Raw genomic sequence first — 13,874 nt, forward strand, 5'->3', positions numbered from 1 at the left:
ACCGCCGTACGGCCCCTGGGTATCGTGAAGGGGCTGCATCACACGCATCTCCGAGAGGGGCATCACGGTGACCGAGCGCAAGCCCACGGGCGTCAGCTTCGAGTCGTGGGTCGACAAACAGATTCGTGAGTCCGAACAGCGTGGTGACTTCTCCCAGCTGCCGGGGTTCGGCAAGCCGCTGGAAGCGATGGACCGCCCGTACGACGACACGTGGTGGATCAAGGCGAAGATGCAGCGCGAGGGGGTGTCCGTGCTCCCGCCGACCCTGGCCCTGCGTAAAGAGGCGGAGGACACCGTCGCAGCCCTGCCGGAGGTCCGCACGGAGGCGGAGGTGCGGCGGATGCTGACCGAGGTGAACGAGAAGATCGACGCGGCCGTCAGACGCCCGCCGCCCGGCCCCCTGCTGAACCTCCGGCCTTTCGATGTCGAGGCCCTCGTCGACGAGTGGCGCGCGGCCCGCGAGGCTTCCTGACGCGGTCGCCCGTGCGTGGGCCGGTCTTCCGGCCCGGCTCACGTACGTAATACTCCCTGTATGAGATCAGGCATTACGTCGCGGGGGCGCGGGGCGCTGGGCGAAGAGGTGGGGATCCGGCGGGCCACCGCCCGGGACGCGAAGCGGCTGACCCGGCTGGTGCGGACCTCCCGCGCCTACGAGGGCCCGTACGCACCCATGGTGGCGGGCTACCGGGTGGGCCACGACTACGTCGAGACGCACCGGGTCTTCGTGGCCGTGGGGGAGACCACCGGACGGCTGCTCGGGTTCTACTCCCTGATCCTCGACCCGCCCGAACTCGATCTCATGTTCGTCGCCGACGCCGCGCAGGGCGCCGGTATCGGGCGCCTGCTCATCGGACACCTGCGGGACGAGGCGGGCGCGGCCGGACTCACCGATGTGCGCATCGTGTCGCATCCGCCCGCCGAGGGCTTCTACACGGAGGTGGGCGCCAGGCGGACGGGAACCGTCCGGGCCGCGCCGCCCGCGGTCATGTGGGACCGCCCCGAACTGGTGCTGCCCGTCGCCTGAGGCGACAGCGTTCCCGCCGGACCGCGTCAGTGACCCGCGGCCAGCTCGCCGCTCAAGGTGCCGTGGATCCGGGCGCTGTCCTGATTGAGGCCGATGATCTCCACCGTCTTGCCCCGCTGCGCGTACCTCGCGGTGACCGTGTCCAGGGCGGCCACGGAGGAGGCGTCCCAGACGTGGGCGGCCGACAGGTCGATGACGACGCGGGCCGGATCGCCCGCGTAGTCGAACCGCGTGACCAGGTCGTTCGAGGAGGCGAAGAACAGCTCGCCGGTGACGGCGTAGAGCACGCTGTCGCCCTCCGGGTCCGTCACCGAGGTGACCTGTGCGACCCCGGCGACCCGACGGGCGAAGACGACCATCGCGCAGAGCGTGCCCACCACCACGCCGATGGCCAGGTTGTGGGTGGCGACCACGCACGCCACGGTGATCACCATGACGCCGGTCTCGCCGAGGGGCATCCGGCGCAGCGTCGCCGGTGCGACCGAGTGCCAGTCGAACGTACCCACCGACACCATCACCATCACGGCGACCAGCGCGGCCATCGGGATGTCCGAGACGATGGGGCCGAAGACGATGCAGAGCACCATCAGGAACGCACCGGCCAGGAAGGTGGACAGCCGCGTCCGCGCGCCCGACACGCGTACGTTGATCATCGTCTGGCCGATCATCGCGCAGCCGCCCATACCGCCGAAGAACCCGGTCACCACGTTGGCGATGCCCTGGCCGACCGACTCGCGCGTCTTGCTGGAACGGGTGTCGGTGATCTCGTCGACGAGCTTCGCCGTCATCAGCGACTCCATCAGCCCCACCAGGGCCATCGCCAGCGCGTACGGCGCGATCGTCGTCAGCGTCTCCATGGTGAACGGGACGTCCGGCAGTCCCGGCACCGGCAGGGAGGACGGCAGGGCGCCCTTGTCGCCGACCGTCGGCACCGCGATCGCGGCACCGACGGTGATCGCGGTGAGGATCGCGATGGAGACCAGCGGCGCCGGCACGGCCTTCGTCAGCTTCGGGAAGAACACCATCAGGGCGAGGCCGCCCACGATCAGCGGATAGACGGCCCACGGCACGTCGTGCATCTCGGGGACCTGCGCCATGAAGATCAGGATCGCCAGGGCGTTCACGAAGCCGACCATGACGCTGCGCGGCACGAAACGCATCAGCCGTGCCACGCCCAGTGCGCCCAGCACGATCTGGAAGAGGCCGCCGAGGATGACCGCGGCGACGAGATACCCGAACCCGTGCTCGCGGTTGAGCGGGGCGATGACGAGGGCCACCGCGCCCGTCGCGGCCGAGATCATCGCGGGCCGGCCGCCCACGACGGAGATGGTGACGGCCATGGTGAACGAGGCGAAGAGGCCGATGCGGGGGTCGACACCGGCGATGATCGAGAAGGAGATCGCCTCGGGTATGAGGGCCAGCGCGACGACCAGACCTGCCAGGACCTCGGTACGCAGCACCTTCGGCGACCGGACGGGGGCGGTCAGTTCCTTCAGCGACCGTGCGGGGGAGAGCAGCAAGGGGAGCGGGACCTGTCCTGTTCGGGCGGAGCCCGGGACCGCCCGCCCGGCGGCGGGCACCGGGCGTTGTGCTGACCCCGGAATTCTACCCCCCGCCCCGGGTCCGGGACGCTCCGCGAGGGGCCGTGGGCCACTGGGCGGTCTACCGTGTGGGAAAGGCGATGACGCGGACGCCGCGGCTGTCCGGACGGAGGTCCACGGTGAGCCCGACACCCGAGGGGGACAGTGGCGAGGACGGTGCGTGGGGACGCCGCCGCGAGACGCCCGAGCAACGGGCGGACCGCCGGTGGACCGATCTGCTCCAGGAACTGCGCGTCGCCCAGACCGGCGTGCAGATCCTCTTCGGCTTCCTGCTCGCCGTCGTCTTCCAGCCGCGCTTCACGGACCTCTCCGACACCGACCGCACGATCTACGTCGTCACGGTGATGTTCGGGTCGGCCACCGCGGGGGCGCTCATCGGGCCGGTCTCGTACCACCGGCTGCTGACCGGGAGGCGGATGAAACCGGAGACGGTCACCTGGGCGTCGCGCCTCACCGTGATCGGGCTGGTCCTGCTGTTCTGCACGATGTGCTCGGCGCTCCTGCTGATCCTCCGGGTGGCGCTGCACAACGCCCTCGCCCTGTGGCTGGTCGGCGGGATGGCGCTGTGGTTCCTGGTCTGCTGGTTCGTGTTCCCGGCCTGGGCGCTGGCCCGCTCCCGGCCCGGACCACGACGGGAGAAGTGACGCTGCCGGGTACCGGGCGGTGGTTCACGCCGTACCGGTGGCCGCCGATGTGTGGACGTCCGTCAGCGTGACGAGCCCGCCGTCGGGGTCGATCAGGGTCGCCTCGCGGCCCTCGGGCCCGGTCAGCTCCTCGACCAGCGAACCGCCGCGCTCACGCGCCGCCGCGACAGCCGCGGGGACGTCGTCCACCGGGAAGATGACCTGCCAGTGCGGGCGGACGAGCGGATCGGGCGCCGCCTCGACCGCGTCCGAGCTGATGCGGGCCAGCTGGCGGCCGCCGCACTCCACGATCACCTCGTCCTTCACGTACGTCACCTCACAGGCGCCGGGACGCCCGCTGGCCCAGTCCAGGACCTCGCCGTAGAAGATCGCCGCGTCGAACGCGCTCCGGGTGCGCAGCCGCAGCCAGGCGTGCGCATGGCCGTCCGGGGCCGGCGGCGAAGTCGCCGGCTCGGTCCGTTCCCAGATGCCGAACCCCGCACCGTCGCGGTCGGCGGCCAGCGCGCCGCGCCCCTTGCCCAGCCCCAGCGGGCCCACCGCCACCGTGCCGCTGCGCTCCCGGATCCGGGCAGCGGCCACATCGGCGTCCCGGACGGCGAAGTAGGGCGTCCACGCCACCGCGACGCGGAACGTACTGGCCACGGCGCCGATCCCGGCCACCGGTACGTCGCCGCGGCGGGCGACCGAGAACTCCTGGCCGAGCTTGCCCGGCCGGAACGTCCAGCCCATCACCGGGCCGTAGAACTCCTGGGCCGACTCCAGGCCGAGGGTCATCAGATTGACCCAGCAGGGCGCGGCCGAGCCGGTCAGCGGCGCGGGCGCGGATGCCATACCAGAGGTGCCTGCGGTCATGGTCCTACTGCCTTCATGGGATGTGCGGCAGACGTGTGCCGGTGGCCTTCGGGCCTTCACCAGCCTCACCGCGGGCGGCCGCTCCCGCAACACGCGGCTTCGCCGCCCGCCGCGGCACCGGGTGGGCGCCCCGCCGGGCCGGCGGTCCGGGACCGCGGCGCGGGCCGCTCAGTCGCGCCGCTCCTCGTCGTCCCGGTGGGCGGTCCCGCTGCCGTGATCACCGAGCTCGTACGGCGAGAGCCCCCGGCCGTCGGCGGGGAAGCTGTCGTCGCCATGGACGTCGTGCTCCTCGACGTGGGCGCGGTGATCGGGCACCACCGGCTGCTCGTCGGGCCGGGGAGGGGGCAACTCCTCGGCCCGACGCCGCCTGCCCAGCCAGACGGCGCCGATCAGCACGGCCACCAGGACCACGCCGACCACGGCCATCACCCACCCTGTCGCGCTCCGTCCGTCCGCGAGGGTGATGGCGAGGGAATTCAGGGCTCCATCCGATACGTCCATGCTTGCCGGATACCCCGGGGCGGGGCAGTCACTCGGATCTGCGGTCGAATTCATGTTTTAAGTGGATATGGCCGTGAAAAGTGTTTCGAATTCATGTGAGGTGAATTGCCGCCGGCACCCGCGGGGCGGCCGGGCCCCTCATGTCGCAGGCGTGCGGCTGCGGGGCGAGCCTGGAAGTGACCCCTCCGGAAGGAACCGCGGTGAACAGCACACAGGAAGAGCAGCGGACGGACGAGAGCCGTTCCGGCAGTGAGGTGTCGGTCGTCGTCAGCGGGTGCGAGAAGGGCGACGCGCGCACGGTCTTCGACGTGCTGAGGGCCGCCTTCACCACCGACCGGGCCTCCGTCGACGTGCCGCAGGACGTCAACGGCAAGCGTCCGACCGCATGGGTCGTGACGGTCGATGTCACCGAGGCCCGCGTGGTGTCGGGGCCCGTACGGCTCGGCGCACCCGTCACGGTCGACGCGCAGGGCGGCTACTGGGCGGTTGAGCGCCTGCGGCAGAGCCTGGCGGACGCCTTCGCCGTCCGGGTCGTGGGCACCGTCTCCGGCGACCAGGAGGAGGAGGTCCGTCTGCGGCTGGAGAACGCCTAGCGCCTCTCCCGGAGACGGCCCGCCGTCCGCTGCTCCATCCGCCCGCCACGCCGACCTGCGGACGGCACACACCGGACGGATATGCGCCGGTCACAGGGGGTGAGGGGCCGGATATGTTGCGCGACCGGCTCCACCGGGTCACCCTATGGAGTGACCCAGAAGTGACATCTGCTCACTGTTCGTATTCGGGGGTCGTTGGTTCAACGGGGCGAAGCATGTGGGCCTCGATGTGAGGAGCCTCGACGATGACCGTTCCACTCGACCGGCACTATCTGGTCGAACTCCAGGTATCGGCAGAGCGTGTGTCCCAGCTGCGACGGATCGTCGCCGCACACCTCCGTCACTGGAGTCTCGAACTCCACATCCGGCCCGTGTGCCGGGCTGTGGAGGAGCTGCTGACCAACGTCCAGCGGCACGTCGGTGACGACAACACCTGTGTCCTCGAACTCCGCTGGTCCGGACGGCACCTCACGGTCTCCGTCGCCGACAACGGTTCCGACATGCCGCGGCTGCTCCACGAGGGCGGCGGCCTCAGCCGGGTCATGGCGCTCAGCGACAGCTGGGGCACCTGCCGGACCGCCGAGGGCAAGGTCGTCTGGTTCACCCGGTACGCGCAGGAGCCGCAGCTCATCGAGCTGGTGCCGCTGCCGCCGCTGCCCGGGGTCCGCGAGTTCCGCCGGCCGCCGGCCGTCGTCACGGACCTTCCCGCGGCGGCCCCGGTCCGGACCGACGCCCTCGCCCTCGTCTGAGGCGGCGGTACGGAGCGGCCCTGACCGTCCCCGCCCCCCGGCGCACCCTCCGGCGCGGATCCACTGCCCCTTTCGGGCATGGTCCGCGCCGGTCGGGTATCCGGGTGGAGGGGTCCGCGTTGCGTCGCCGCGCGCGGCGCGGCACGGTCGAAGTACCGAGGCAAGGAGGCCACAGTCATGCCCATCGCAACGGTCAACCCCGCGAACGGCGAGACGCTCAGGACGTTCGACGCACTGGGGGCGGACGAGATCGAGCGGCGGCTCGCCGCGGCGGACGCCGCATTCCGGGAGTACCGCACCACCGGATTCGGTGAGCGGTCACGGCTGCTGAACCGGGCCGCCGACCTGCTCGACGAGGACCAGCAGGACATCGCCCGCACCATGACCCTGGAGATGGGGAAACCGGTCAAGGCCGCCCGGGCCGAGGCCGCGAAGTGCGCCAAGGCCATGCGCTGGTACGCCGCCCACGCCGAGGAGCTCCTCGCCGACGAGCATCCCTCGCCCGCCGACGTGAAGGACGCCGGTGCGTCCCGTGCCTACGTCCACTACCGCCCCCTGGGCACGGTGCTCGCCGTGATGCCGTGGAACTTCCCCCTCTGGCAGGTCGTACGGTTCGCGGCCCCCGCGCTCATGGCCGGGAACACGGGCCTGCTCAAGCACGCGTCGAACGTGCCGCAGACGGCCCTGTACCTGGGCGACCTGTTCCACCGGGCCGGCTTCCCGGCGGGCTGCTTCCAGACCCTCCTGGTGGGCTCCGGGGCCGTCGAGGCGATCCTGCGCGACCGCCGGGTGGCCGCGGCAACCCTGACCGGCAGCGAACCCGCCGGCCGCGCCGTCGCGGCCGTCGCCGGCGACGAGGTCAAGCACACCGTCCTGGAACTCGGCGGCAGCGACCCCTTCCTCGTCCTGCCATCGGCCGACGTCGCCAAGGCGGCCCGTACGGCCGTGACGGCCCGGGTCCAGAACAACGGGCAGTCCTGCATCGCCGCCAAGCGGTTCATCGTGCACACCCAGGTGTACGAGGAGTTCGCCGAGCGCTTCACCGTGGGCATGCGCGACCTCGCCGTCGGCGATCCGCTGGAGGAGTCCACCGACATCGGCCCGCTCGCCACCGAGCAGGGGCGCACCGATCTGGAGGAGCTCGTCGACGACGCGCTGGGGAAGGGGGCCGGCGCCCTGTGCGGCGGCGGCCGGCCCGAGGGCCTGACGGGCGGCCTGGAGCGGGGCTGGTTCTACGCCCCCACGGTCCTTGGCGGCATCACGCCCGCCATGCGCATCCACCATGAGGAGACCTTCGGTCCCGTCGCCACGCTCTACCGGGCCGGCAGCCTCGACGAGGCCGTGGAGCTGGCCAACGACACGCCGTTCGGGCTCAGTTCCAACGTCTGGACCCGGGACGCCGAGGAGAGCAGGCGCTGCGTCCGCGATCTGGAGGCGGGCGGTGTCTTCTTCAACGGCATGACGGCCTCGCACCCCGCACTGCCGTTCGGCGGGGTGAAGCGCTCCGGCTACGGACGTGAGCTCGCCGGCCACGGCATCCGCGAATTCTGCAACGCCACGACCGTCTGGTACGGAGCCTGACCACGGTCCGGGCCCCGTACCGGCCGGACCACCGCACACCGCCCGCTGAGAGGTGACCATGAGCGACGCACCGCCGTCCTCATCGACGACCGGCCCGTCCGACGAGGAGATCGCCGCGCTCGACGCACACTGGAGGGCAGCCAACTACCTGGCCGTCGGCCAGATCTACCTGATGGCCAACCCGCTGCTGACCAGGCCGCTCGCCCCCGAGGACATCAAGCCCAGGCTGCTCGGCCACTGGGGCACCTCACCGGGGCTCAACCTCGTCTACACCCACGTGAACCGCATCATCAGGTCGCGCGGCACCTCCGCGCTCTGTGTCTGGGGCCCCGGTCACGGCGGCCCCGCCGTCCTCGCCAACTCCTGGCTGGAGGGCAGCTACTCGCAGACCTACCCCGATGTGAGCAGGGACGCGGCGGGCATGGGACTGCTGTTCAAGCAGTTCTCCTTCCCCGGCGGAGTGCCCAGCCATGTCGCGCCCGAGACACCCGGCTCCATCCACGAGGGAGGCGAACTCGGCTACTCCCTCGCGCACGCCTACGGGGCCGCACTCGACCATCCGGACCTGCTGGTCACCTGCGTCATCGGCGACGGCGAGGCGGAGACCGGACCGCTCGCCGGGTCCTGGCACGCCAACAAGTTCCTCGACCCCGTCCACGACGGAGCCGTCCTCCCGGTCCTGCACCTCAACGGCTACAAGATCGCGAACCCGACGGTGCTCGCCCGCCTCCCCGAGGAGGAGCTCGACGCGCTGCTGCGGGGCTACGGACACGAACCGCTGTACGTGGCGGGGGACGACCCCCTCACCGTGCACCGGGCGATGGCCGCCGCCATGGACCGGGCCGTCGACCGCATCCAGGAGCTCCAGGAGGCCGCCCGGACCGGCGGTGACACCGGCCGCCCGCACTGGCCGATGATCGTGCTGCGGACCCCGAAGGGCTGGACCGGCCCGGACCAGGTGGACGGGCTGCCCGTCGAGGGCACCTGGCGCGCCCACCAGGTCCCGCTGCCCGGGGTCCGGGACAACCCGGAGCACCTGCGGCAACTGGAGCGGTGGATGCGCTCCTACCGGCCCGACGAACTCTTCGACGCGGAGGGGCACCCCTCGGCGGAGGTCCTCGCCTGCGTACCGGAAGGCACGGCACGGCTCGGCGCCACCCCGTACGCCAACGGCGGGCTCCTCCTGCGTGACCTGCCGGTCCCGCCCCTGGAGGCGCACGCCGTCCGGGTGGACAGCCCCGGCACCACCCTGCACGAACCGACCAAGGTTCTCGGCGGTCTGCTGGAAGCCGTCATGACGGCCACCGCCGACCGGCGCGACTTCCGGGTCGTCGGCCCCGACGAGACGGCCTCGAACCGGCTCGACGCCCTCTACGAAGCCACCGGCAAGGCCTGGCAGGCCGGAACGCTCCCGACCGACGAGCACCTCGCCCGCGACGGCCGCGTCATGGAGATCCTCTCCGAGCACCTGTGCCAGGGCTGGCTTGAGGGCTATCTGCTCACCGGACGGCACGGACTCTTCTCCTGCTACGAGGCCTTCGCCCACATCGTCGACTCGATGGTCAACCAGCACATCAAGTGGCTGCGGACCTCGCGCCGGCTGCCCTGGCGACGCCCCATCGCCTCCCTCAACTACCTGCTCACCTCGCACGTCTGGCGCCAGGACCACAACGGCTTCTCGCACCAGGACCCGGGCTTCGTCGACCACATCCTGAACAAGAGCCCCGAGGTCGTCCGTGTCTATCTGCCCCCGGACGCGAACACCCTGCTGTCCGTGGCCGACCACGCGCTGCGCAGCCGGGACTACGTGAACGTGATCGTGGCCGGCAAGCAGCCCGGCTTCGACTGGCTCACCCTCGACCAGGCCCGCGCGCACTGCGCACGGGGCGCGGGCGTCTGGGAGTGGGCGGGCACGGAGGACGGCAGCCGCGAACCCGATGTCGTGCTCGCCTGCGCCGGGGACGTACCCACCCTGGAGACGCTGGCGGCGGCGGGCCTCCTGCGGCAGCATCTGCCGGAGCTGGCGGTACGGGTGGTGAACGTCGTCGACATGGCCCGGCTCATGCCGCACGGTGAGCATCCGCACGGGATGCCGGACTCCGAGTACGACGCCCTCTTCACGCGCGACAAGCCGGTGATCTTCGCCTACCACGGCTATCCCTGGCTGATCCACCGGCTGGCCTACCGCCGCACCGGCCACGCCCAGCTGCACGTCAGGGGCTACAAGGAAGAGGGCACGACGACCACGCCGTTCGACATGGTGGTCCGCAACGACCTCGACCGCTACCGGCTGGTCATGGACGTCGTCGACCGCGTCCCGGGCCTCGGCGTCCGTGCCGTGGCGGTGCGTCAGGCGATGGCGGACACCCGGACGCGCCACCACGAGTGGATCCGCGCACACGGCACGGACCTGCCGGAAGTGGCCGACTGGACCTGGCAGGGCCAATAAGCGTGCGGCCGGGGCCCGGACGGTGCAGACCGTCCGGGCCCCGGCCGTGTTCGCGCCGTCCGGCCCGTCAGTAGCGCAGTGCCGCCGCGATCCTTCCGTGTTCCTTCAGCGAGTCGTCCGCGACGAAGACCACGTCGGCGCCGCTGTCCAGGGCCGCCTCCACCAGTTCGTCGACGATGTCCTCACGGACGGTCTCCGGCGGCTCCGTGGCGTCCCCGCCGACCGGCACCAGGTGTTCCCGGTCGGCCCGGACCGTCTGCTGGTAGTGCTCCTCCACGGCCACCAGGCCGGCCCGCCCCTCCCGGACGGCGGCCCACACCTCGTCGAGACCGCCGGCGAAGGCACGCCTGCCGCGTGCCTCGTCCAGCTTTCCGTCGATCTCCGCGGCGAAGCGCTTCTGCCGGGCCTCCAGCGCGGGCCGCAGCTCGGTCAGCAGATCGCTCGCGGAGGTGTCGGCCGGTGCGCCCTTGGTGACCCGGCCGACCGCGACGTCGGCGCTCTCACCGACCTCGTCGAGCAGCGCGAGCGCCGGGGCGAGGCCGACCAGATAGAGCGGGCGCGGATCGGTGGCCAGCACCCCGCGCAGCTTCTCGTCCACCGTGCGCAGGAACTGGCGGGTCTCCTCGTCGCTGAAGGTGCTGGGCGTGTCCCCGATCCGCTCCTCGCGCTGCGGGTTGGGCGCCTCGCGCGGAGCCGTCAGCGGGAAACCGCCGATCCGCTCCTCGTGCGCGGCGTCGGCCGTGCCGCTGAACAGGGTGGCGTGGTCCGCCGACACGGTGAGCGCCCAGAACGGCTGGGCCTGGGCCTTCGCGGCGACCAGGTTGCGGGTCAGATAGGTGTCGCTCAGCACCACCCGCTCGGGCGCGGTGCGCGGCAGCTGCCAGATCTGGTACTCGTCCGCCGTCGCGAGGACCACCAGCGAGTCCAGGGCCCGGCGCGGATCGATCTCGGCCACCGCCCGGTCGAGCTGCCGGCGGACCGCGTCGCGCGCCTCGCGGGTGACATCGGGGTCGGCGTCGAGGCGGTTGCCCGCCTCCGACACCAGGTTGCGCAGCCGCACGGCGTCCTGGGCGTTGTCCGGTGCACGCCGATGGGTCGGCATGGTCAGGGACAGGGCCGGATAGGGCCTGGCCGCGCGGAGCTTCTGCAACAGACCGGCGGTCAGAGCATCCGTATCCATCAGTTCCCTCCCGGGGACTCGTGCGCACTGCCGTGCGGAGCGGGTGATTCGACGAGTCAATTCATACCTTTTGATCCTAATATGGGCGAGTTGGTCATTCCGGGTTCGGGAGGTATGCGCGATGTCCACGCTCACGGTGTGGAAATTCCAGTCGGCCGAAGGCGCGGAGGACGTGGAAACGACGCTGAAGTCCCTGCAGAAGGAGGGGCTGATCAAGATCCTGGACGCCGCCGTCGTGAGCTGGCCCGCCGACCGCGCCAAGCCGCGGACCAAGCAGCTGCTCAACCTGGTCGGCGCGGGCGCCCTCAGCGGCACCTTCTGGGGCATGCTCTTCGGGCTGATCTTCCTGATGCCGCTGCTGGGCGCCGCCATCGGCGCGGCCGCCGGGGCACTCGGCGGCAAGCTGGCCGACGTCGGCATCGACGACGACTTCATCGCCGAGGTCAAGGAGAAGGTCACCCCCGGCACTTCGGCCCTCTTCCTGCTCACCATGAACGAGGTGCCCGACCGGATCGGCGACGCGTTCCCCGGGGGCGGGGCCGAACTGCTCCACAGCAATCTGGACACGCGGAGCGAGGAACGGCTCCGCGAGATCTTCGGCGACGACGCGGCATGACCACTGGGGAGCGGTCCCGGCGTCCGGGACCTCCTCACCAGCCCCACCCGCATCCGTACTTCCGCACATCCGTACTTCCGACTTCCGAGCAGACGGAGCGTCCGTGAACCAGACCAGCCCCGTGCGGCGCGCGCTGCGCGGCCGCGCAGCCCGCAGCCTGACCCCCGCCGTGCTCGCAGCGGTGATCGTGGCCGGCACCGCCGCCTGCGACAGCTCCGACACCTCCTCGCAGGGCACGGCCAGAAGCACCCGTACGGTCTCGGCGGAGCCGGTCGCCTCGCCCGAGGCCACCAGGAGCCCGCGCACCCAGGACGACTTCGCGGCCTCCGTCTCCGCCGATGTGGAGCGCAACCGGCAGAAGGCCGTGACGACGCTCAAGGGCGTCGACGGGAAGGGCAACGCCGTCGAGGACGTCTCCGTCAACGGTCTCCCGGTCGCGGCGTCGGAGCAGTTCCGCAGCGCCCTGGTGCGCGTCACCAACCGCTCCGGCAAGGCGGCCTTCTACGCCGTGCGGGTGGAGTTCGTGGACGCCTCGGGGAAGGTGCTCGACTCCGTGGTGCTCGGCTTCGCCGACGCCCCGCCCAACCGGACGGTCAGCGAGCACGCCAACAGCCGCAAGGCGGCCGGCGTCAAGTCGTTCCCCCGCATCGCCCAGGCCGAGCGCGGCTGACGGCCGGGAGCGCGGTGAGTGCCGCCACCGGTGCCGTCACGGACGCACTGCGGGAACTGCACGCCGAGTTCGCCGGTGTCGACGACGGCGAAGTCGCCGACTACATCCCGCAACTGGCCCTCGCCGACCCGGGCGCCTTCGGGCTGGCCCTGATCAGCATGGACGGTCACCGCTACAGCACCGGCGACGCCGAGGTGCCGTTCACCGTCCAGTCCGTGTCCAAACCGTTCGTCTACGCGCTGGCCCTGTCCGTCCTCGGCCTCGACGAGGTGTCCCGCTGGGTGAACGCCGAGCCGAGCGGCGAGGCGTTCAACGCGATCAGCCTGGAGCGCGGCACCGGCCGCCCGGACAACGCCATGGTCAACGCGGGCGCCATCGTCACCACCGCCCTCATCCCCGACACTCCGGCCGCGCCCAGGTTCGGCCGCATCCTCGACTGCCTGAGCCGGTTCGCCGGCCGGCGGCTCGACGTGGACGAGGAGGTGTACGCCTCCGAGGCGCTCACCGGGGACCGCAACCGCGCCCTCGCCTACCTCATCCGCAGCACCGGCCCCCTGCCCGTGGACCCGGTCGCGGCGGTGGAGACGTACTTCCGTCAGTGCTCGGTACGGGTCACCGCCCTGGATCTCGCCGCGATGGCGGCGACCCTGGCCCACGGCGGCGTCAATCCGCTCAGCGGGGACCGGGTGGTCCCCGAACCCGTCGCCGCCCAGGTGCTCGCCGTCATGGCGACGTGCGGCATGTACGACTCCTCGGGCGACTGGCTGCTGAGGGTGGGGCTGCCGGCCAAGAGCGGGGTGTCCGGCGGGCTGATCGCCGCGGGCCCCGCCCGCTTCGGCATGGGGACGTACAGCCCGCTGCTCGACGCGGGCGGGTCCTCCGTGCGGGGGCACCTGGCGATCGGGCGGCTCTCGGAGCGGCTCGGCCTGCACCTCATGCACAACCCGGCGCTGGCGGGCTCCACCGTCACCCTCGTCACCACCGCCGACGACCTGCCGTCCGCGCCGGCGGCGGAGCGGGACCGGGCCCGGCACGAACAGGTGGCGGTCGTCGCCGCCCAGGGCGCGCTGGACTTCACGGCGGCGGAGCGGGTGCTGTACGCCATGGACGAGGCGGGACCGGAGGGGACCGGCGCCGTGGTGCTCGACCTGCTGCGGGTGACCGACATCGACACCGTGGCGCGGGCGATGCTGCGCAGCGGGCTGGCCCGGCTCACCGCCGACGGCCGGCGCACCGCGGTCGCCGACCCGGACGGCCGGCTGCGGGAGCCTGGGGACGGCGCCGCCGCCCCCAGGTGCTTCGCCACCCGCGAGGAGGCCGTGGCCCGGTGTGTGGCGGACGCCGCCGGCTGAGCCGGCCGGACCGTCCGGTTCGCGCTCCCCGCACAGCGGTCCGTCGCCGTGTCGGGGAGTCG

14 protein-coding genes are annotated in these 13,874 nt (G+C 72.0%); 10 read left to right on the plus strand and 4 right to left on the minus strand.

Going from position 1 to position 13,874, the window contains the following annotated elements:
• Positions 1 to 67 precede the first annotated feature (67 nt).
• Positions 68 to 472, plus strand: a complete 405-nt coding sequence (locus OG521_36355; GenBank protein ID WUW25944.1) for a DUF1992 domain-containing protein — start codon at positions 68 to 70, stop codon at positions 470 to 472.
• A 60-nt stretch (positions 473 to 532) separates the two neighbouring features.
• Positions 533 to 1,024 carry a GNAT family N-acetyltransferase gene (locus tag OG521_36360; GenBank protein ID WUW25945.1) on the plus strand — a complete coding sequence of 164 codons (492 nt, stop codon included), beginning with the start codon at positions 533 to 535 and terminating at the stop codon, positions 1,022 to 1,024.
• Positions 1,025 to 1,050: 26 nt separating this feature from the next.
• Here the strand turns inward: OG521_36360 and OG521_36365 are convergent, their stop codons facing one another.
• On the minus strand, positions 1,051 to 2,541 hold the full coding sequence (locus OG521_36365) for a SulP family inorganic anion transporter (protein ID WUW26917.1): 1,491 nt from the start codon (positions 2,539 to 2,541) through the stop codon (positions 1,051 to 1,053).
• 203 nt (positions 2,542 to 2,744) lie between these two features.
• Between OG521_36365 and OG521_36370 the strand changes: the two genes are divergently transcribed.
• On the plus strand, positions 2,745 to 3,269 hold the full coding sequence (locus OG521_36370; protein ID WUW25946.1) for a DUF6328 family protein: 525 nt from the start codon (positions 2,745 to 2,747) through the stop codon (positions 3,267 to 3,269).
• Between the two features lie 24 nt (positions 3,270 to 3,293).
• Here the strand turns inward: OG521_36370 and OG521_36375 are convergent, their stop codons facing one another.
• The gene (locus OG521_36375; GenBank protein WUW25947.1) at positions 3,294 to 4,100 is read right to left on the minus strand and encodes a VOC family protein; all 807 of its coding nucleotides are present in this window, start codon (positions 4,098 to 4,100) and stop codon (positions 3,294 to 3,296) included.
• A gap of 189 nt (positions 4,101 to 4,289) precedes the next feature.
• A complete protein-coding gene (locus tag OG521_36380; GenBank protein ID WUW25948.1) occupies positions 4,290 to 4,622 on the minus strand; it encodes a DUF6479 family protein in 333 nt (110 codons plus the stop codon).
• Positions 4,623 to 4,822: 200 nt separating this feature from the next.
• Between OG521_36380 and OG521_36385 the strand changes: the two genes are divergently transcribed.
• The 4 genes from OG521_36385 to OG521_36400 all read left to right on the plus strand — a co-directional run bounded on the left by OG521_36385 (position 4,823) and on the right by OG521_36400 (position 9,994).
• A complete protein-coding gene (locus OG521_36385) occupies positions 4,823 to 5,215 on the plus strand; it encodes a hypothetical protein (GenBank protein WUW25949.1) in 393 nt (130 codons plus the stop codon).
• Between the two features lie 245 nt (positions 5,216 to 5,460).
• Complete coding sequence (locus tag OG521_36390; GenBank protein WUW25950.1) at positions 5,461 to 5,964, plus strand: ATP-binding protein; 504 nt, start codon at positions 5,461 to 5,463, stop codon at positions 5,962 to 5,964.
• A 177-nt stretch (positions 5,965 to 6,141) separates the two neighbouring features.
• On the plus strand, positions 6,142 to 7,545 hold the full coding sequence (locus OG521_36395) for an NADP-dependent succinic semialdehyde dehydrogenase (protein WUW25951.1): 1,404 nt from the start codon (positions 6,142 to 6,144) through the stop codon (positions 7,543 to 7,545).
• A 58-nt stretch (positions 7,546 to 7,603) separates the two neighbouring features.
• Complete coding sequence (locus OG521_36400) at positions 7,604 to 9,994, plus strand: phosphoketolase family protein (GenBank protein ID WUW25952.1); 2,391 nt, start codon at positions 7,604 to 7,606, stop codon at positions 9,992 to 9,994.
• A 67-nt stretch (positions 9,995 to 10,061) separates the two neighbouring features.
• Here OG521_36400 and OG521_36405 read toward each other — a convergent pair whose 3' ends face one another.
• The gene (locus OG521_36405; protein WUW25953.1) at positions 10,062 to 11,174 is read right to left on the minus strand and encodes a chemotaxis protein; all 1,113 of its coding nucleotides are present in this window, start codon (positions 11,172 to 11,174) and stop codon (positions 10,062 to 10,064) included.
• A 121-nt stretch (positions 11,175 to 11,295) separates the two neighbouring features.
• Between OG521_36405 and OG521_36410 the strand changes: the two genes are divergently transcribed.
• The 3 genes from OG521_36410 (at position 11,296) to glsA (ending at position 13,812) form a co-directional block, all read left to right on the plus strand.
• On the plus strand, positions 11,296 to 11,790 hold the full coding sequence (locus OG521_36410) for a DUF1269 domain-containing protein (protein ID WUW25954.1): 495 nt from the start codon (positions 11,296 to 11,298) through the stop codon (positions 11,788 to 11,790).
• A gap of 103 nt (positions 11,791 to 11,893) precedes the next feature.
• Positions 11,894 to 12,460 carry a hypothetical protein gene (locus OG521_36415; protein ID WUW25955.1) on the plus strand — a complete coding sequence of 189 codons (567 nt, stop codon included), beginning with the start codon at positions 11,894 to 11,896 and terminating at the stop codon, positions 12,458 to 12,460.
• A gap of 14 nt (positions 12,461 to 12,474) precedes the next feature.
• Positions 12,475 to 13,812, plus strand: a complete 1,338-nt coding sequence (glsA, locus tag OG521_36420; protein ID WUW25956.1) for a glutaminase A — start codon at positions 12,475 to 12,477, stop codon at positions 13,810 to 13,812.
• Positions 13,813 to 13,874: the final 62 nt, after the last annotated feature.

Source organism: Streptomyces sp. NBC_01463 (assembly GCA_036227345.1).
Taxonomy (GTDB): domain Bacteria; phylum Actinomycetota; class Actinomycetes; order Streptomycetales; family Streptomycetaceae; genus Streptomyces.

What these genes read in the sequence shown, in the direction of transcription:
- OG521_36360 (WUW25945.1), top strand. Translation starts at nt 533, where the DNA reads ATGAGATCAGGCATTACGTCGCGGGGGCGCGGGGCGCTGGGCGAAGAG.
- OG521_36375 (WUW25947.1), bottom strand. Translation starts at nt 4,100, where the DNA reads ATGGCATCCGCGCCCGCGCCGCTGACCGGCTCGGCCGCGCCCTGCTGG.
- OG521_36380 (WUW25948.1), bottom strand. Translation starts at nt 4,622, where the DNA reads ATGGACGTATCGGATGGAGCCCTGAATTCCCTCGCCATCACCCTCGCG.
- OG521_36390 (WUW25950.1), top strand. Translation starts at nt 5,461, where the DNA reads ATGACCGTTCCACTCGACCGGCACTATCTGGTCGAACTCCAGGTATCG.
- OG521_36395 (WUW25951.1), top strand. Translation starts at nt 6,142, where the DNA reads ATGCCCATCGCAACGGTCAACCCCGCGAACGGCGAGACGCTCAGGACG.
- OG521_36400 (WUW25952.1), top strand. Translation starts at nt 7,604, where the DNA reads ATGAGCGACGCACCGCCGTCCTCATCGACGACCGGCCCGTCCGACGAG.
- OG521_36405 (WUW25953.1), bottom strand. Translation starts at nt 11,174, where the DNA reads ATGGATACGGATGCTCTGACCGCCGGTCTGTTGCAGAAGCTCCGCGCG.
- OG521_36410 (WUW25954.1), top strand. Translation starts at nt 11,296, where the DNA reads ATGTCCACGCTCACGGTGTGGAAATTCCAGTCGGCCGAAGGCGCGGAG.